The following is a 17,170-nucleotide window of genomic DNA, read 5'->3' on the forward strand; positions in this document are numbered from 1 at the left end:
TTGTGACGCATTCCAACCCCAGCATCGCTCGCTTCAAAGGTCATCGATTCGCCAAGCCTCGCTGGAACCAGGCGCTGGCGAAGCGTCTGATCCTCAAAACCCTGTCGGCCATGGAGGAGGGCTGCCTGCGCCTGCATGATGGCGATGAATGTCATGAGTTCGGTCAGCCGGCCGACGAGGCGATATTGGTGGCCGACCTGCATGTGCACAATCCGATGGCCTATGCCGAGGTCGCTTTCGGTGGCTCGGTCGGCGCCGGCGAAGCCTATATGAGCGGCTACTGGTCGACGCCGAATCTCACTCAGGTCACGCGCATCTTTGTCCGCAATATGCACGCGCTCGACAAGATGGACGCCGGTCAGTCGTATGTCGGCAAGAGGCTTCTGCGGTTGTTCCGGTGGATGAACCGGAACTCGAAAGAGGGGGCCCGGCGCAATATTGCCGCGCACTACGATCTGGGCAATGACTTTTTCCGGCTGTTCCTCGATCCGAGCATGATGTATTCCTCGGCCATTTATCCGCATCCGGAGTCGACCCTGGCGGAAGCGGCCGAGTACAAGCTGAAGCGCATTTGTGAAAAACTGGAACTGGGCCCGGACGATCACCTGTTGGAAATTGGCACCGGCTGGGGCGGTTTGGCAATCTACGCCGCCCGTCACTACGGATGCCGGGTCACCACCACCACGATTTCCCGGGCGCAGTGGGAACACGCCCAGGCTCAGGTCAAGGCGGCAGGGCTTGAGGATCGGGTGACGCTGCTGTTCAAGGATTATCGGGATCTGACCGGCGAGTACACCAAGCTGGTCTCGGTGGAAATGATCGAGGCGGTGGGGCATGAGCATTTCCGCGAGTACTTTGAGCGCTGCTCCCGTCTGTTGGCCTCCGATGGTCTGATGTTGATCCAGGCGATCACCATTGCCGATCAGCGCTATGAGCACGCCCGCAAGCATGTGGACTTTATCCAGCGGTACATTTTCCCCGGCGGTTCATTGCCCTCCGTGGCCTTGATGAGCGACCTTACCCGGCGCTTTACCGACCTGAACCTGCTGCACCTGGAAGATATCGGGCAGCACTATGCGCGCACTCTCAGGGATTGGCGGCTCGCGTTTGAGGCGCAGCTCGACAAAGTGCGGGCGATGAAATTCGACGAGCGGTTTATCCGCATGTGGGAATACTATCTGTGCTATTGCGAGGGAGGCTTCATTGAGCGCAGTATCGGTACGGCCCAGTTGTTGATGGCCAAGCCCAAATATCGCCCGGAGCCGGTCTGACGTGACACTGACCCGACACTATTGGTGGATCAACGCAATCGTTTCACAAATCGGCTGGTTTGTGTGCGTGCTGTTGGGCAACGTTCCGGGTGTGGCGTTTACGTTTCTGTTTGTGGTGCTGCACTTCCGGTTTGCCCCGGTCCATCCACGGGACTGGCTGGCGATTTGCGTGGCCCTGCCCATGGGGGTCGCCCACGACAACCTGCTGGGGTACTTCGGGGTGCTGGATTACAGTGCCGTGTCCGCCTCGGGTCTGGCGCCGGCCTGGTTGACGTCGCTCTGGGTGATCATGGCGCTGACCTTACATCACCCGCTGAAGAGTCTGTATGAACGCCCCTGGTTGATTGGCTTGGTCGGCGCTGTGGGTGGTCCCATGGCGTACCTGGGCGGCGTCCGGTTGTCCGGGGTCGAATGGGGTATGTCGGTCACTCATGGGTTTCTGATCATGATGGCCATCTGGTGCTGGTTGTTACCCCTGCATCGTTGGCTGGTGTTGCGAGGAGAGCGGTTATGTGGAAAACCTTGATCTCGAGTGTGGTGGGAAGCCTGCTTCTGTTTCCGGCGTTTCAGGCTCTGGCGGAAGATAGCGAGTATGAAATCATCGGCGCCGCGTATCATGCCGAAGACATTGAGCAATTGCTGTACGAAGAACGGTATACGCCGATCGATGAGAATGGCAAGGGCGAGGTGCATTACGTGGACCCGGACGGCGAGCGTATTGCGGAGAAATCCCTCGACTACTCATACGGTGACAGTCGTCCCTCGTTTGAACTGCGGGACCTCCGTGAGGATCTGCACTGGAGTGCCCGATGGACGGATGACGAGGAGCGGATTCGGTTGGCGCGCGGCTCGGTAGACGCGCCGGACACCGAGACGGTGGATGCCAAAAGCCGGCAGGTGATCGACGCCGGTTTCGATCCGTTCATCCAGAGCCAGTGGGATCGTTTGATGGATGGAGAGCGGGTGACGTTTCACTTTGCCTTTCCCAATCGGCTGACCAATGTCCGCCTGCGCGCCGAGCGCATTGACGCCGAGGACTCGCCCATTCAAAAGCAGGAAGAGGACTGGGTGTATTTCCGTATCCGGGTGAACAGTGCCGTGCTGTCATTGTTCGCGGATAATCTGTACCTGGCCTATGATCCGGAGGACACCCGTCTGATGGTCTTTCGCGGTCGCTCGAATATTCCGGACGCCGACGGCGAAGGGCGGGATGTGGAAATTCACTACCGTTATCCCTAAGACCCGGGTAAGGCACGGGATCAGGGCGTCGACGAACCCGGTGTGAATCCCTCGGGCCGTTTGCCCTGCAGCTCGTAGGCAAACGCGATGATGTGCGCGACGGCCCGGTACAGGCTTTCGGGAATTTCATCGCCAAGCTCAAGGGTCACCAGCAGGTTGACCAGCTCGCGATTATCGCACAGCGGCACACCTTCAGCTTCGGCGATGGCCATGATTTCCCGGGCCACGTCGCCCTGGCCCTTGGCGCTGACGTGGGGGGCGTGGGTGCCGTCGTAAAACAGGGCGACCGCTTTTTCGATGTCCTCCGGTGTGAACCCGGTTGTCTCTTCGTGGTGTGCGCTCATGTGGTGATATCCACCAGTGAATAGCGAATGTCCGTCATGGGGCGGGGTGGGGCGCCCGTATGACATTCCAGTTGGGTGACTTCGATTCCTTCCTTTTCCAGACGTTGCCGCAGCTCCGTCAGGCGCGACCTTATGGCATTGGCCGTCGGTTCCCGCTCGGCCCACAGGCGAGTGGCCACCTTCTGATCGCGCACGGTGACCTGCGCGTACAGGGTGCCGGCATCCGGTAAGTCAAAACTGAGCTGAACCTGCCACTGGCGGATTTTCCCGGTTCGTCTTCCGGTTTCATCCTTTTCCGGCTCCGGTTCGATTCGCAGCAGCAAGGGTTGAACGTCCTGCCCCAGGCGCATGGGCACTTCCAGGGTCAGTGTCTGGGGGGCGGGACCGGCGTCCGCGGGGGCAAACTGTTGGGTGAGCGCCTGACTCTGCTGGGATTGTACTCGCGCGAGACTGTGCAGTGCCAGTTGATGAACCATCTGTAGCAGCTGTGTGCGCAGACTCCGGTCCGCCAGTTCCGGTGCCGAGCGGGTTGATACCTGCTCGAGCAACGCGCCCAGATTCAATTCATTGCCCCGCATGACATCGGGTGACTGACCGAGCCGACCCAATTCGGCTCGTACCTGATGCAACACTTTCAACAGGGCGCCTTTCCAGTCTCCGGACAGTACCCGGTGCACGGCGTCGGCACCGGCGCGGTCGGCTTGCCCCGTTGTTGCGCCCGGTGCCGCGGCGTCACGGGCCGCCGTGCGCAGAGCGGTCAGCAGCTTTTTCTCCAGAAAGACGCCACTTTCGCTCAGCGCCTCACGCAACCCGCCGGGTCGGGTCAACCGGGAGGGCTCCCGCAGCTGCTGGGCGGCCTGTCTCAGCGCCTGTTGCAGACTGCTGGAAAACAGGTCGCGCTGTTGTCGATAGCTGAGTAACTGATCAATGCGGGGCAGCGCCGGGGCAAGATCGGGAGCGTCCTTCATCGGCAGCGCCCGGCGCAGTGCCTCGGAAATGACTGAGGGGCCGCTGGCGGTACCGGACGGGGGAGAGGGTGAGGTGCCTCCCGTGGCAGGCGACGCCGCACGCGGTGTGGCGAGCTGCCACAGTCGGTTTTCAGCCAGGTATACGGCCACCTGTTGGCCCGGCTTCAGGGCCCGGTCGGTGTAGGTCACGACATTCTGTTGTTGAACATTCAGTCGGACCAATTTGAGTTGGGCCGCGTTGAGCAACTGCTGTTCGTCGGTGAGCCGCGCGAGCTGTTGCGTGCGATTGGCGCTCTCGGGTCGGCTCTGCCACTGCAGAAGGGTATCCACCAGACGGTTGATCAACTGCTGGCGCTGCTCGGCGGTCACGGGCGCCACCTGGCGTACTTCGGCCGTAACCGCGGAGGCCGGCGAGCGGGCCAGCGATTCGATGAGCAGGCGCATCAGGCCGGATTCGCCCGCTGGACGTTCGCCGCTGCTGGGGCGCGTCAAGGGCAGAATCGGATTTGTCGGAGACAGCTTATCAACCATGTCATGTCCGTTCGGGCTTTTCATTGTGGGGAGTGACGCAACCCCGTTATAATCCGTCGCTCACCAGTATAGCGGCCAGCGGGCCGTTTTCGTATGGCGAACGGCGGCACTATTTTGGCGGAGCTCCTCCTGACATTAGAGAATCTGACCTGTGAGCGCGATGAGCGCCCCCTGTTCAGTGGGTTGACCGCCCGGTTGTTCGCCGGAGAACGGGTCCAGATCCTCGGCCCCAACGGTGCGGGCAAAACCACTCTGTTACGCACGCTGGCCGGTATCGGTGCACCGGCCGCGGGACGCATTGCCTGGCGTGGCACGAGCGTTTCCGCCTGTCGTTGGGCGTTTCGCCAGTCTCTGCTGTATATCGGTCACGCCCCGGGCATCAAGGCGGCGCTCACCCCCCTGGAAAATCTGGCCTGGTATCGCGCGCTCAGTGCCGGAAGCCAACAGGGCGACCCGGTGGCCGCGCTCGAGCGGGTCGGACTGGCCGGCTATGAGGATATTCCCTGCTACCAGTTATCCGCCGGCCAACTGCGCCGGGTGGCGCTGGCGAGGCTGTATCTGTCCCGCGCACCGTTATGGATTCTCGATGAACCCTTTACCGCAATCGACCAGAAGGGCGTGGCGGACCTGGAGCAACAGCTCCAGAACCACACCCGTGAGGGAGGGCTGGTGATCCTCACCTCCCACCAGGAGGTTCGACTGCCGGAACTACGCCCGCTCAACCTGCTCGATTACCCGCCGCGTGAAGAAGAGGAGGCGGGTTATGAGCTCTGAGCCGGGCAGTGCGTTTGTCGCCACCCTGAAACGGGATCTGCGCCTCGCGGGGCGCCACCCCGGCGACTGGATCAACCCCCTGGTCTTCTTCCTGATTGCCATTACCCTGATTCCCCTCGGCGTGGGTCCCGAAGCGGCGCTGCTCGCGGTGCTGGCGCCGGGCATTCTGTGGGTCATGGCCCTGCTCGCAACCCTACTGTCTCTGGACGGTCTGTTCCGCTCCGACTTTGACGATGGCGCCCTGGAGCAGTGCCTGGTCAGTCCGTCATTGCTCTACCTGACGGTCCTCGCTAAAGTGGTGGCCCACTGGCTGGTCACCGGGCTGCCTCTGACCCTGATGTCCCCCTTGCTCGGGCTGATGCTGGCTCTTCCGGAAGGCGGTTATGCGGTACTGTGCCTGTCGCTGATGATCGGCACGGCCACCATGAGCCTGATCGGCTCCGTGGGGGCGGCGCTGACGGTGTCCTTGCGCCGGGGCGGGCTGCTGTTGTCGCTGATCGTGATGCCACTGTATATTCCGGTATTGATTTTTGGCGCCAGCGCTGTCAACGACGCCGCCCTGGGGAATGAGGTGGGCGTCGCCCTGGCGGTGCTGGGGACCTTCGGGGCCATGGCCGCCGTGCTGGCCCCGTTCGCCGCCGCGGCGGCTCTGCGCATCTGTGTCGACAGCTACTGATACAAACACTGAGGAGCACCACCGAATGGCTTCCTGGCAATGGTTTCACCGACTTGGCTCTCCCCGCTGGTTCTATGACAAGACCGGTGCCTGGCTGCCCTGGCTGACGGCCGTTGCCCTGGTTCTGTTGGTGCTCGGCACCGTCTGGGGGTTGGCCTTTTCGCCGGAGGACTTCAAGCAGGGCAACAGTTATCGCATCATTTATATCCATGTGCCGGCGGCTTTCCTTGCCCTGGCGGGGTATTACATCATGGCGGTGTGCGGTGCGGTGGGGCTGATCTGGCGGATGAAGCTGGCCTTCATGGTGATGAAGTCCGCCGCCCCCATTGGTGCCGCCCTGACCTTTGTGTCCCTGGTGACGGGCGCCATCTGGGGCAAACCCACCTGGGGCACCTGGTGGGCCTGGGATGCACGCATCACTTCCATGCTGATTCTGTTCTTCCTGTACCTCGGCATCATGGCCCTGCAGAGTGCGTTCCAGAGCCGGGAAGCGGCCGATAAGGCCAGTGCCGTGCTGGCCCTGGTCGGTACGGTGAACATTCCCATCATCTACAAGTCCGTGGACTGGTGGTATACGCTCCATCAGCCCGCCACACTCAAACTCACTTCGGCGCCCACCATTCACGCCTCAATGCTGTACCCCTTGTTGACCATGATCCTGGCGTTTTACATATTCTATGCGGTGGTACTGTTGCGCTATACCCGCTTTGAAATACTGCGCCGTGAGAGCCGAACCGGCTGGGTGCGGGAACTGATTGCCCGGGAGGAGCGTCCATGATGGGCTTTTACTTTGACTCGTTTGGCGAGTTTTTGCGCATGGGCGGGCACGGGCCCTACGTGTGGGTCTGCTACCTGATCACCTGGGGAACCCTCCTGTACCTACTGCTGAGCCCGGGTATTCGCCGTAAACGCTGGCTGCGTCGGCAGGCGGCACTGCTTCGGCGTACCTCGGGGCCCGCCGATCAACGCGGGGCAGCGACGTCCCGATCCTGATACACTGCGGCTTCTTTCGGCCGCCTTCGTGAAGAGAAGTGAAGTAGCCTATGCATCCCGTCCGTCGACAACGTCTGTTCATGGTGCTTTTTGTGGTGGTCTTTTCCACCCTGGCCGTGGGTCTGATGGCTTACGCCTTGCGCGCCAATATCAATCTGTTCTATCCGCCCGGTCAGATCGTTTCCGGAGAGGCACCGGTGGATACCCGCATCCGCGCCGGAGGTTGTGTGCGACCGGGCAGTGTGCAGCGCTCCCAGAGCGGTGACCTTGAGACCCGCTTTGATCTCACCGACGGGGTGGTGGATTTCACGGTAACCTACGGCGGTATCCTGCCGGACCTGTTCGCCGAGGGCGAAGCGGCGGTGGTCAACGGGACGCTGGGAGAGGATGGCGTTTTCCGGGCCACAGAAGTGCTGGCCAAACACGATGAAGAATATATGCCCCCGGAGGTCGCCGACGCGATGTCGGCCGCCGGTGGCGATCACGACGAAGGCTGTGGAGTAATGGTTTATGGTCCCTGAGATTGGACATTTCGCGCTGATTCTGGCGCTGGCATTCAGTCTCGCCCTGGCCACGGTACCCCTGGCGGGCTCGCTGACCGGCAATCAGTTGCTGATGCACACCAGCCGCTCTCTGGCGACCGGCCTGTTCTTTTTTGTGGCCCTGTCGTTCGGCTGCCTGACCGTGGCGTTCATTCAGGACGATTTTTCCGTCTCGTACGTGGCGGGCCATTCCAACTCGCTGATGCCGGTGTATTACAAGATCAGCGCCGTCTGGGGCGGCCATGAAGGGTCGCTGCTGTTGTGGGTGCTGATGCTGGCCGGGTGGACGCTGGCCATCGCGCATCTGAGCAAGAGCCTGCCCCTCAGCCTGCGGGCCCAGGTGCTGGCGGTGATGGGCTTTGTGGCGATCGGCTTCCTGCTGTTCATGCTGTTGACTTCCAACCCGTTTGACCGGCTGCTGCCGCTGCCGCCGGAGGAGGGCAGTGACCTCAACCCGCTACTGCAGGACTTCGGGCTGATTGTCCACCCACCGGTGTTGTACATGGGTTACGTCGGTTTCGCCGTCAGTTTCGCATTTGCCATCGCCGCCCTGATCAGTGGCCGGATGGATGCGGCCTGGACCCGCTGGGCCCGCCCCTGGACCAATACCGCCTGGGCCTTTCTGACCCTTGGTATCGCGCTGGGAAGCTGGTGGGCGTACTACGAGCTCGGCTGGGGTGGCTGGTGGTTCTGGGACCCGGTCGAGAACGCCTCCTTCCTCCCCTGGCTGGTGGGTACCGCACTGATTCATTCCATGGCGGTCACCGAGAAGCGCGGGTTGTTCAAAAGCTGGACCCTGTTGCTGGCAATCTTCACCTTCGCCCTGAGTCTGCTGGGTACCTTCCTGGTCCGCTCCGGGGTGCTGACCTCGGTGCATGCCTTCGCCAATGACCCGGAGCGGGGCGTGTTCATCCTGATGTTCCTGTTGCTGGTGGTGGGTGGTTCACTGACCCTGTATGCCCTGCGGGCACCGGTCGTGCACAACACCACCCGGTTCACGGCGACCGCGCGGGAAACCTTTCTGCTGGCAAACAACATCCTGCTGGTGAGCATCATGATCAGTGTGTTGCTCGGCACCCTGTACCCGCTGATTGCCGACGCCCTGGGCTGGGGCAAGATTTCTGTGGGGCCACCGTATTTCAACCTGTTTTTTGTGCCCTTGATGGGGCTGGTGTGCCTGATGATGGCGCCGGGCGTTTCCAGTAACTGGAAGCGCACCACCTGGCAGCAGTTGCGCCAGCTGCTGTGGAAACCTCTGACCATCAGCGTGGCGGGCGGTGCACTGTTTCCCGCCGTCTATGGGGATCAGTATTCGTGGCAGGCCGGCCTGGCGGTGTTCTTCGCGCTGTGGATCGTAACCGCAGGCCTGTCGGACCTGAGCTACCGGCTGCGTCACAGCGAACGCTGGTGGAGTGGCCTGAAAAAGCTGACCTTGAGCTATTGGGGCATGCAGTTGGCACACGCCGGTATCGCGGTCACCACGATTGGTGTCTGTCTGAACACGGTTTATACCGAGCAGCGCGATGTCCGTATGGCGCCGGGCGAGTCGGTGCGCACAAGCCACTATGAATTTGTGATCGAGAGCGTTGAGCGGGTGCGCGGTCCCAACTATATCGCCGATGAAGCCCGTATCCGTGTGTCGAAAGACGGGGACTACCTGTTTCAGATGACGCCCCAGAAGCGACGCTACCTGGCCGGTGGCAACCTGATGACCGAAGTGGCCCTGGATCCCGGCCTGTTCCGGGACCTGTATGTCGCCATGGGTGAGCCCCTGGAAAATGGCGCCTGGGCCATGCGGGTGCATATCAAGCCATTTGTGCGCTGGATCTGGCTTGGGGCGATTTTCATGGCGCTGGGCGGAGGCCTGGCCGTGGCCGATAAACGGTACCGCCGCCTGGCCCAGAAAGAAGCTGACAGCCGCACACCGACATTGGGCGGCGAGGTGAACGCCGGATGAATCGTCTGAAGCTTTTTATTCCACTGATGATCTTCGCTGTGCTCGCCATTCTGTTCTGGCGCGGGCTGAGCCTGGACCCTACGGAGATGCCCTCAAGCCGGGTCGGTGACCCGGTGCCGGCTTTCAGCTTGCCGACGGTGCGCGATGCCGATGCCCGGATTACCGAGCAGACCTTCAAAGGGGAGGTGAGCCTGGTCAATGTCTGGGCCACCTGGTGTGCCGCCTGCCGGATTGAGCACCCGTTTCTGGTGCAGCTCGCGGAGGAGGGCATGCCCATCTACGGCATCAACTACAAGGACGATGTCGAGGAGGCCAAACGCTGGCTGGCTCAGTTGCACGACCCTTATCGTTTGAGCGTGGTCGATCAGGATGGTCGTCTCGGAGTGGACCTCGGCGTGTTCGGCGCGCCGGAGACCTACGTGGTGGACAAGCAGGGGGTCATCCGGCATCGCCATGTGGGGATTATCGACCAGCGTGTGTGGGATGAGGAGCTTGGGCCGTTGGTGGAGCGGTTGCAGGCGGAGTAGGGTGGAATTTGGCTGCAGAGGTTGCGTAGGGCGGATAAGCGAAGCGCATCCGCCGTAACCCAACCGAACTTCTTGGCGGTTTATTGTCTTCGTCTGATCTCTTTGGCAGCGCTTCGCGCTGCGCGGACCGGACGGGACTCACTCGGGCCATCCATGGCCCTCGCCCTTCGGGCAGCCTTCGGCTGTGCAAAATGGCTGTCCTGCCATTTTGTCGAACCCGGAGCGCGGGTTCTCGCCCATCGCGAACCACGATACATACGAAAAAGGCCCACACGACAGTGTGGGCCTTTTTCGTATGTATGGCGGACCGGACGGGACTCGAACCCGCGACCTCCGGCGTGACAGGCCGGCATTCTAACCAACTGAACTACCGGTCCGCGGTAGTGTGAACGGTTGTGGTGGGTGGTACAGGAGTCGAACCTGTGACCTACGCCTTGTAAGGGCGCCGCTCTACCAACTGAGCTAACCACCCCCGTTCAGGAGCTGCGTATTCTAATGAAACGGGGGCTCAGGTCAATTGCTTTTTGGCATTTTTTTCAAAAAACTTTCTCCGGCTAATTTTCCCCGGTTTCTCGCCACCCGAGAGAGGGGCTTGTTATACTCTCCGCTCGCGAATCAGTAGAGGGGGCGTTTGCCTTGAGGTCATTGGTACGGACTTGGTGGTTTATGGGGTGGCTGGTATTGCTGCCCTGGTCGACAGCGCAGGGCGCCGTGGATATCCGTGAGTTTGACAGTGAGACGGACCGACAGCGGTACCAGAGTTTTATTGATGAGCTGCGTTGCCCCAAGTGTCAGAACCAGAACCTGGCGGGCTCTGATTCCCCGATCGCCAAGGATCTGCGCGATCAGGTCTACCGGATGATTGATGAAGGGCGGTCTGACAAGGAGATCACCGATTTCCTTGTTGAGCGCTACGGAGACTATGTGCTCTATCGCCCGCCGCTGAAAGCGGCCACATTGGCGCTCTGGCTGGGACCCGTAGTGGTCCTGTTGCTGGGGGTCATTATCCTGATCTGGGTCGTCAGACAACGCCGCAGCAGTGGGGCGACCCGGGCGGGCCCTGCCGAGCATCTGACTGATGCCGAACGTGCCGAGCTGGATCGGCTGCTGAACTCTTCCGACGACGAGACTCCCCAACGATGATGACACCTCTGTGGTGGGTCATGGCCCTGATGGTGGTCGTGGCCCTGGCGTTTTTTCTTTGGCCCATGCGACGCAAGGCGACCGGCTCTCACCTTGAGCAGGTGCGCCGGCACTATCTGGAAACCAATGTCGCACTGTTCCGCAAGTACCTCGCGGAGTTGAAGGCGGACCGGGATGCGGGCCGTATCAACGAGGAGACGTTCGAGCAGTTGAAACTCGAGCAGGAGCGGGCGCTTTTGGAGGAGGAGCGGGAGCTGGCCAGCAGTAAACCCGTGCGCGGACGCGCCTTGCCGGGGGGTCGTGTATTGATCATCGTGGCGGCGGTGTCCATGATCGGCAGCCTGGCGTTCTACCAGTGGCGTGGCGCCAGCGAGGATGTGTTCCTGGCCAATCTCCAGGCGAACAAGGCGCGCCTGGATCGGGAAGAACGGATGAGCGATCAGCGGGTGGATCCGAGTCGCACCTGGGAGCTGGTCGAGCACATCCAGGCGCGTCTGAAACGGGAACCGGAGTCAACACAATACCTGTTTCTGCTGGCTCACTATTCCCGCGAGCTGGGCCATTACGATCAGGCGGTCGATGCCTACGAGCGTATTCTGGCGCTGGAGCCCGGCTCGGCCCGGATTCGGGCCGAACTTGCGGAAACATTGTTCATCCGCGATGACAACCGGATCGGTGAACGCGCCCGCTCACTCATCGACGAGGCGTTGGCCGCTGACCCGCAGGAAACCACGGCCCTGGGTCTGGCGGGTATCGATGCGTTCGGTAAGCGCGACTTTCAGGAAGCCATTGACTATTGGCAACGTGCCCTCGATGTGATGAATCCCCAGTCCGGGAATGCCATGGCGTTTCAGCGGGGCATCGAGCGCGCCCGCGAGGCGCTGGGTCAGACGGGCGAGTCCAGTGCCCCCGAGATTTCCGAGGGTCAGGTCAGCATTACGGTCGAAGTGACACTGGATGAACAAGTCCAGTACGACGGCGACGAAACGGTGTTTGTTTACGCCCGCGCCTGGGACGGATCACCCATGCCCCTGGCCATCCGGCGCATATCGGCAAGCCAATTGCCAATATCCATTACTTTGGATGAAACTATGGCCATGTCTCCTTCGGCCTCATTGGCGACGGTCGAACAGGTGGAACTGGTGGCGCGGCTGTCTCCCAGTGGCGATGCCGTGCCCCAGGCCGGAGATTGGGAAGGGCGTATGGGGCCGGTGGACGTGGGGAACGCCTCCGATTCCCTGACGTTGGTCATCGACGAGCCCATCGCCGAATAGCACAAATCCGTGTAGAATCCCCGCTTTTGCTACCCGCGTCCGGAGGCACGCCCCGGATGCGGTAAAATTCTAATGATTTCAATGGGCTAGGCGACGGCTTTCCGGGCGCCAAACGTCGAAACAGAGTGATAGGGACCTATGCGCCTCAAGTGTATCAAGCTGGTCGGTTTTAAATCCTTCGTCGACCCGACCACGGTCAACTTTCCCAGCAATCTGTGCGCGGTAGTGGGCCCCAATGGCTGCGGCAAGTCCAATATTATCGACGCCGTCCGCTGGGTGATGGGGGAGTCCTCCGCCAAGAACCTGCGCGGCGAAGCCATGACGGATGTCATTTTCAATGGCTCCAACGCCCGCAAACCCGTGGGACAGGCCTCCATTGAGCTGGTTTTTGACAACTCCGACAAGACGGTTCAGGGCGAATACGCCGCGTTCAATGAAATCTCCATCAAGCGGAAAGTGACCCGCGATGCCCAGAATTTCTACTACCTGAACGGCACCAAATGCCGCCGCCGCGATATCACCGATATTTTCCTGGGCACCGGTCTTGGTCCGCGTAGCTATGCCATCATCGAACAGGGGATGATTTCGCGGTTGATCGAAGCCAAGCCGGAAGAGCTGCGGGTCTATATCGAAGAAGCGGCAGGGATTTCAAAGTACAAGGAGCGGCGCCGTGACACCGAAAACCGCATGCGCCGCACCCAGGAGAACCTCGAGCGCCTGACCGATATTCGCGACGAGCTGGAGCGCCAGCTCAGTCGTCTGCAGCGCCAGGCCCAGGCGGCGGAGAAGTATACGGAATACAAAAAAGAGGAACGTCTGCTCAAGGCCCAGTTACAGGCGCTGAAGTATCGCAATCTGGATGATCAGGCCAAGACCAAGCAGACCGGCATTCGCGACCTGGAGCTACGCATGGAATCCTTCGTCACCGACCAGGTGAACAAGGACACCCAGATCGAGAAATGTCGCAGCCAGTACACCGAACTTCAGGACAAGTTCAACGAGGTTCAGGGCCGTTATTACGCCATCGGGGCGGACATTGCCCGCATCGAGCAGACCATCCAGCACGCCCAGGAACGCAGCCGCCAACTGCAGACCGACCTGGAGCAGACCGAACGGGACAGCCGCGAAGCCGAGGACAGCCTGCAGTTCGACCGGGAAAAGGCCGAGGGCTGGGAAGCGGAGCTGATGGAGATCGAGCCGGAATTGGAGCTGGTGCGCGCCGCCGAGGAATCCTCCGGCGATGCCCTGCAGGAATCCGAAGAAGCCATGCAGCGCTGGCAGAGTGAGTGGGACGCCTTCAACCAGCGAGCGGCGGAGCCACGGCAGCGGGCGGAAGTGCAGCAATCCCGGATTCAACACCTGGAGCAGGTCCAGCAGCGCTTGTTGCAGCGGATTGAAAAACTCAAGGAAGAGAAGTCCAATCTCCAGTTGGGCTCTGATGATGAAGAAATCGAACAGCTGAACGAGCAACTGGCCGAACTGGACCTGGTGGTCGAGGAAAAACGCGGCCGCAGCGAAGCGCTGGGCGAGGAACTGGACGCTCGCCGGGAGAGCAACAACCGCTTGGCCGACGAACTCGATCAGGCGCGCAGCAAGCTGCAGAGCCTGCGCGGTCGCCACGCCTCCCTGGAAGCCCTGCAGCAGGCGGCCCTGGGCGAGAAAAGCGAAGCGGTGGCCGACTGGCTGGCGGAGCAGCAACTCACCGATCAGCCCCGGGTGGCCGAGACCCTGACCGTATCGGACGGCTGGGACAAGGCCGTCGAAACCGCCCTGGGCAACAGCCTTCAGGCCGTCTGCGTAGACGGTTTTGATGCCGTGGCCAATACTCTGGCCGGGCTCAGTCAGGGCGAACTGGTGTTGATGGACACCGCCCGCCGGCCGGGCGCCAGTACCGGCGACAAGGCGGAACGCCTGCTCGACAAGGTGCAGGCCGACTGGGACCTGAGCGAGCTGCTGCACGGCGTCTACATCGCCGAAGACCTACCCTCCGCCCTGGCCCTGCGCTCACAGCTGGAGGCCGGCGAGTCGGTCATTACCCGCGACGGCCTGTGGCTCGGCCCCCAGTGGCTGAAAGTGGCCCGGGACACCGACGCCAGCGATGGTGTGATCGCCCGTCGCCAGGAACTGGAAGAGCTGGACGCCAGTATTGCCGAACTGGAAGAAACGGTTGCCCGGCTGGATGAGGCCCGCACCGAAGGGCGTGAAGCCGTCCAGACGCTGGAGCGTGAGCGGGAAACCCTGCGCCGTGAGTCTGACGAGCAGAGTCGGCGCGCGGGAGAGCTTCGGGCCCAGTTGAGCGCCAAGCAGGCCCGTATCGAACAGATCAGTGTGCGCCGGGAGCGCACCGAAACGGAAATCCGCGAGGCCAGCGAACAGCTGGATCAGGAGGGCGAACAGCTGGCTGAGGCCCGCATGATCCTCAGCGAAGCCATCGAATCCATGGAAATGGACACCGATGAGCGCGAGCGCCTGTTGCAGCAGCGCGATGAAATTCGCAGCGGCCTGGACCAGGCCCGGCAAAAGGCCCGGCACGATCGCGACAAGGCCCATGAAATGGCCATGCGCGCCCAGTCATTGAAAACCCAGTTGGACAGTATCCGCCTGGGTATCAGTCGGCTGCAGGAACAGACCCAGCGGCTGCGCGAGCGCAAAGAGCAGTTACTCGAGGCGCTCGGCGAAGCGCGGGATCCCGCTGAAGAGCATCAGTTGGAGCTGGAAGCCAACCTGGACAAACGGCTCGCCGTCGAAGGCGAGCTGAGCGAGGCCCGGCGCGCGCTGGAAGAGGTCGAGCAGGAATTGCGCACCGCCGAGCAGGCCCGGCACAAGGCCGAGCAGGAAGTCCAGGCCGTGCGCGCCCATCTGGAGCAGGAGCGCCTGGCCGCACAGACCTTTGAAGTCCAGCGGGCCGGACTCGCCCAGCAACTCAAAGAAGATGAATTCGATCTGGAGACGCTGCTGGCGGAGCTGCCCGAGGATGCCGAGGTGAAACCTCTGGAGCAGGAACTGGAGCAGGTGGCCGGCCGCATTGCGCGCCTGGGGGCGATCAACCTGGCGGCGATTGACGAGTACCAGACCGAGTCCGAGCGCAAACAATACCTGGATGCCCAGGACGAGGATCTGCGCGAGGCCCTGGAAACCCTGGAAAACGCCATCCGCAAAATTGACCGCGAGACCCGCACCCGCTTCAAGGAGACCTTTGACGAGGTCAACAAGTCCCTACAGGAGCTGTTCCCGAAAGTGTTCGGTGGTGGGCACGCTTATCTGGAACTTACCGGTGAAGATTTACTCGATACCGGTATTGCCATTATGGCGCGGCCTCCGGGCAAGCGGAACAGCACCATTCACCTGCTCTCGGGCGGGGAGAAGGCACTGACCGCCATTGCGCTGGTGTTCTCGATTTTCCGTCTGAACCCGGCACCGTTCTGTATGCTGGACGAAGTGGACGCGCCGCTGGATGACGCCAACGTGGGGCGTTACGCCCGCATGGTGGAAGAGATGGCCCAGCACGTGCAATTCATTTACATTACACACAACAAGATTGCCATGGAGATGGCGCACCAACTGATGGGTGTTACCATGCACGAGCCGGGCGTTTCCCGCCTGGTGACCGTGGATGTGGACGAAGCCGCGGAACTGGCAGCGGTATAATGCGCCTCGGGCGAGCAGACAACGGAGTAACTGACGGTTAACGCTATGGGTGACTGGCTGACGATACTGATTATCTTGCTGATCCTCGGGATTCTGCTCGATGGCTGGCGGCGCATGCACAATGCCCGGAAGGACTCCCTGAAAGTCTCTCCGTCGATGCGTCGCTCTGCAGGGCAAAGCCGCTCGGAGGCCGACGATTACAGCGCCGAGCTGCCCAATGGCGGGGCCCGGGTCGTGGCTTATCGTGAGACGCCGGAAGACGAGCGTCCGTTTCACCGTGCGCCGGTCGACGAAGTCGACGACGATCTTGAATTCGATGATAGTGCAGACGACAGGGAAGAGGACCGTGAAGAGGACGGGGAGTTGGCCGAGGATGACGAGGCGAACCTCGACGAGCAACTGGCCGAGTTGGACGGCCTGGATGGCGAAACTCCCGAGTCTGACACCCGACCACCGGCCACCTCGCGCCTGTCTTCCGATCGTCAGCGCTCTGACACCCACCGGGGTATTCCGGAGCAGGTCACACTGAATCTGGACGAGTCGGTGCCCATCCTGATGGAAACCACCGGCGACGATACCTTTGAGGACGACCCGGAGCGGATCGAGCCCACCCTGGGCGGGAGTGCGGACAGTGCACCCGCCAAGGCCAGGGCCGCCCAGCCGGAGACGGCCAGGCCAGCGCGCCCCGAGCCGCGCAAGCCCGAGCCGCCGACGGCGAAGCCCGCCAGGCCTGCAGCGCCCAAACCCGAATCCCGCAAGCCTGAGAAGGCGGCCGCAGCGGCCCGCAAGCCCAGACCCGACGACGCACCCAAGGCGCCACCGCAACCCGAAGAAGTGCTGATAGTGAACGTGATGGCACCCAGTGGCGAGCAGTTCCGGGGTGATGCCCTGCTGGATTCTCTGGTATCAGCGGGCCTGCGCTTCGGGGACATGAACATTTTCCACCGCTACGAAGGGGCCAAAGGCGGCGGCCCGATTCTGTTCAGTCTGGCCAATATGGTCAAACCGGGCGTTTTCGATCTGGACACCATGGCGGACTTCACCACACCCGGGGTCAGCCTGTTTATGACGTTGCCTCTCGAAGAGCGCGTTGAACTGGAAAACGTGGAAGTGTTCGATGAAATGCTCGAGGCGGCTCGGGCCATCGCCCTTGAACTGGGGGGTGAACTCAAGGATGAAAATCGCAGCGTCATGACCCGGCAGACCCAGGAGCATTGCCGCCAGCGAATTCACGAGTTCGAGCGCAAGCAACTTTCCCGGATGCCGCACTAGGTGGCATGAAC

At 61.7% G+C, this 17,170-nt stretch carries 16 protein-coding genes and 2 tRNA genes; 14 read left to right on the forward strand and 4 right to left on the reverse strand.

From position 1 onward, the window contains the following. The first annotated feature begins 2 nt into the window (after window positions 1-2). Genes OOT55_RS04860 through OOT55_RS04870 form a run of 3 tightly spaced genes read left to right on the forward strand, consistent with a single transcriptional unit; the run spans window position 3 to window position 2,510 of the window. Complete coding sequence (locus OOT55_RS04860; RefSeq protein ID WP_265368012.1) at window positions 3-1,271, forward strand: SAM-dependent methyltransferase; 1,269 nt, start codon at window positions 3-5, stop codon at window positions 1,269-1,271. 1 nt (window position 1,272) lies between these two features. Further along, window positions 1,273-1,797 carry a DUF2878 domain-containing protein gene (locus OOT55_RS04865; protein WP_265368013.1) on the forward strand — a complete coding sequence of 175 codons (525 nt, stop codon included), beginning with the start codon at window positions 1,273-1,275 and terminating at the stop codon, window positions 1,795-1,797. Next, window positions 1,782-2,510 (forward strand): hypothetical protein, encoded by a 729-nt coding sequence (locus OOT55_RS04870; RefSeq protein WP_265368014.1) that lies wholly within the window; start codon window positions 1,782-1,784, stop codon window positions 2,508-2,510. The genes OOT55_RS04865 and OOT55_RS04870 overlap by 16 nt, the downstream gene beginning before the upstream one ends. 20 nt (window positions 2,511-2,530) lie before the next feature. Here the strand turns inward: OOT55_RS04870 and OOT55_RS04875 are convergent, their stop codons facing one another. After that, window positions 2,531-2,854 carry an EscU/YscU/HrcU family type III secretion system export apparatus switch protein gene (locus tag OOT55_RS04875; protein WP_265368015.1) on the reverse strand — a complete coding sequence of 108 codons (324 nt, stop codon included), beginning with the start codon at window positions 2,852-2,854 and terminating at the stop codon, window positions 2,531-2,533. Further along, the gene (locus OOT55_RS04880) at window positions 2,851-4,353 is read right to left on the reverse strand and encodes a flagellar hook-length control protein FliK (protein WP_265368016.1); all 1,503 of its coding nucleotides are present in this window, start codon (window positions 4,351-4,353) and stop codon (window positions 2,851-2,853) included. Before OOT55_RS04880 ends, OOT55_RS04875 begins: the two co-directional genes overlap by 4 nt. 93 nt (window positions 4,354-4,446) lie before the next feature. Between OOT55_RS04880 and ccmA the strand changes: the two genes are divergently transcribed. From ccmA to OOT55_RS04915, 7 genes are read left to right on the forward strand one after another with little or no spacing between them, the layout of a single operon-like run. Beyond that, window positions 4,447-5,127: a cytochrome c biogenesis heme-transporting ATPase CcmA gene (gene ccmA / locus OOT55_RS04885; RefSeq protein WP_416140973.1), complete on the forward strand. Its 681-nt coding sequence runs from the start codon at window positions 4,447-4,449 to the stop codon at window positions 5,125-5,127. After that, the gene (gene ccmB / locus OOT55_RS04890; RefSeq protein WP_265368018.1) at window positions 5,117-5,803 is read left to right on the forward strand and encodes a heme exporter protein CcmB; all 687 of its coding nucleotides are present in this window, start codon (window positions 5,117-5,119) and stop codon (window positions 5,801-5,803) included. The genes ccmA and ccmB overlap by 11 nt, the downstream gene beginning before the upstream one ends. A gap of 25 nt (window positions 5,804-5,828) precedes the next feature. After that, window positions 5,829-6,581: a heme ABC transporter permease gene (locus tag OOT55_RS04895; RefSeq protein ID WP_265368019.1), complete on the forward strand. Its 753-nt coding sequence runs from the start codon at window positions 5,829-5,831 to the stop codon at window positions 6,579-6,581. Further along, window positions 6,578-6,796, forward strand: coding sequence for a heme exporter protein CcmD (ccmD, locus tag OOT55_RS04900; RefSeq protein WP_265368020.1), 219 nt, complete (start codon window positions 6,578-6,580; stop codon window positions 6,794-6,796). Before OOT55_RS04895 ends, ccmD begins: the two co-directional genes overlap by 4 nt. A 50-nt stretch (window positions 6,797-6,846) precedes the next feature. Then, entirely contained in the window at window positions 6,847-7,317 is a 471-nt protein-coding gene (ccmE, locus tag OOT55_RS04905) for a cytochrome c maturation protein CcmE (RefSeq protein ID WP_265368021.1), read from the forward strand. After that, window positions 7,307-9,295, forward strand: coding sequence for a heme lyase CcmF/NrfE family subunit (locus OOT55_RS04910; RefSeq protein WP_265368022.1), 1,989 nt, complete (start codon window positions 7,307-7,309; stop codon window positions 9,293-9,295). The genes ccmE and OOT55_RS04910 overlap by 11 nt, the downstream gene beginning before the upstream one ends. After that, on the forward strand, window positions 9,292-9,822 hold the full coding sequence (locus OOT55_RS04915; RefSeq protein ID WP_265368023.1) for a DsbE family thiol:disulfide interchange protein: 531 nt from the start codon (window positions 9,292-9,294) through the stop codon (window positions 9,820-9,822). The genes OOT55_RS04910 and OOT55_RS04915 overlap by 4 nt, the downstream gene beginning before the upstream one ends. Before the next feature lie 300 nt (window positions 9,823-10,122). Here OOT55_RS04915 and OOT55_RS04920 read toward each other — a convergent pair. Together OOT55_RS04920 and OOT55_RS04925 are read right to left on the reverse strand one after the other, a co-directional pair. Continuing rightward, window positions 10,123-10,199, reverse strand: a tRNA-Asp gene (locus tag OOT55_RS04920). Window positions 10,200-10,218: 19 nt separating this feature from the next. Then, a tRNA-Val gene (locus tag OOT55_RS04925) sits at window positions 10,219-10,294 on the reverse strand. 194 nt (window positions 10,295-10,488) lie between these two features. Between OOT55_RS04925 and OOT55_RS04930 the strand changes: the two genes are divergently transcribed. The 4 genes from OOT55_RS04930 (at window position 10,489) to zipA (ending at window position 17,159) form a co-directional block, all read left to right on the forward strand. After that, window positions 10,489-10,965, forward strand: coding sequence for a cytochrome c-type biogenesis protein (locus tag OOT55_RS04930; protein WP_265368024.1), 477 nt, complete (start codon window positions 10,489-10,491; stop codon window positions 10,963-10,965). Then, entirely contained in the window at window positions 10,962-12,239 is a 1,278-nt protein-coding gene (gene ccmI, locus OOT55_RS04935) for a c-type cytochrome biogenesis protein CcmI (RefSeq protein WP_265368025.1), read from the forward strand. The genes OOT55_RS04930 and ccmI overlap by 4 nt, the downstream gene beginning before the upstream one ends. A 138-nt stretch (window positions 12,240-12,377) precedes the next feature. Further along, window positions 12,378-15,887, forward strand: coding sequence for a chromosome segregation protein SMC (gene smc / locus OOT55_RS04940; protein WP_265368026.1), 3,510 nt, complete (start codon window positions 12,378-12,380; stop codon window positions 15,885-15,887). 45 nt (window positions 15,888-15,932) lie between these two features. Beyond that, complete coding sequence (gene zipA / locus OOT55_RS04945) at window positions 15,933-17,159, forward strand: cell division protein ZipA (RefSeq protein WP_265368027.1); 1,227 nt, start codon at window positions 15,933-15,935, stop codon at window positions 17,157-17,159. The last annotated feature ends 11 nt before the right edge of the window (window positions 17,160-17,170 follow it).

The organism is Marinimicrobium sp. C6131, assembly GCF_026153455.1.
Classification (GTDB): domain Bacteria; phylum Pseudomonadota; class Gammaproteobacteria; order Pseudomonadales; family Cellvibrionaceae; genus Marinimicrobium.

Bases quoted from the DNA above. Each gene is read 5' to 3' on its own strand.
- OOT55_RS04870 (WP_265368014.1), top strand. From the start codon at position 1,782: ATGTGGAAAACCTTGATCTCGAGTGTGGTGGGAAGCCTGCTTCTGTTT.
- OOT55_RS04875 (WP_265368015.1), bottom strand. From the start codon at position 2,854: ATGAGCGCACACCACGAAGAGACAACCGGGTTCACACCGGAGGACATC.
- OOT55_RS04880 (WP_265368016.1), bottom strand. From the start codon at position 4,353: ATGGTTGATAAGCTGTCTCCGACAAATCCGATTCTGCCCTTGACGCGC.
- ccmA (WP_416140973.1), top strand. From the start codon at position 4,447: ATGGCGAACGGCGGCACTATTTTGGCGGAGCTCCTCCTGACATTAGAG.
- ccmB (WP_265368018.1), top strand. From the start codon at position 5,117: ATGAGCTCTGAGCCGGGCAGTGCGTTTGTCGCCACCCTGAAACGGGAT.
- OOT55_RS04895 (WP_265368019.1), top strand. From the start codon at position 5,829: ATGGCTTCCTGGCAATGGTTTCACCGACTTGGCTCTCCCCGCTGGTTC.
- ccmD (WP_265368020.1), top strand. From the start codon at position 6,578: ATGATGGGCTTTTACTTTGACTCGTTTGGCGAGTTTTTGCGCATGGGC.
- ccmE (WP_265368021.1), top strand. From the start codon at position 6,847: ATGCATCCCGTCCGTCGACAACGTCTGTTCATGGTGCTTTTTGTGGTG.
- OOT55_RS04910 (WP_265368022.1), top strand. From the start codon at position 7,307: ATGGTCCCTGAGATTGGACATTTCGCGCTGATTCTGGCGCTGGCATTC.
- OOT55_RS04915 (WP_265368023.1), top strand. From the start codon at position 9,292: ATGAATCGTCTGAAGCTTTTTATTCCACTGATGATCTTCGCTGTGCTC.
- OOT55_RS04930 (WP_265368024.1), top strand. From the start codon at position 10,489: ATGGGGTGGCTGGTATTGCTGCCCTGGTCGACAGCGCAGGGCGCCGTG.
- ccmI (WP_265368025.1), top strand. From the start codon at position 10,962: ATGATGACACCTCTGTGGTGGGTCATGGCCCTGATGGTGGTCGTGGCC.
- smc (WP_265368026.1), top strand. From the start codon at position 12,378: ATGCGCCTCAAGTGTATCAAGCTGGTCGGTTTTAAATCCTTCGTCGAC.
- zipA (WP_265368027.1), top strand. From the start codon at position 15,933: ATGGGTGACTGGCTGACGATACTGATTATCTTGCTGATCCTCGGGATT.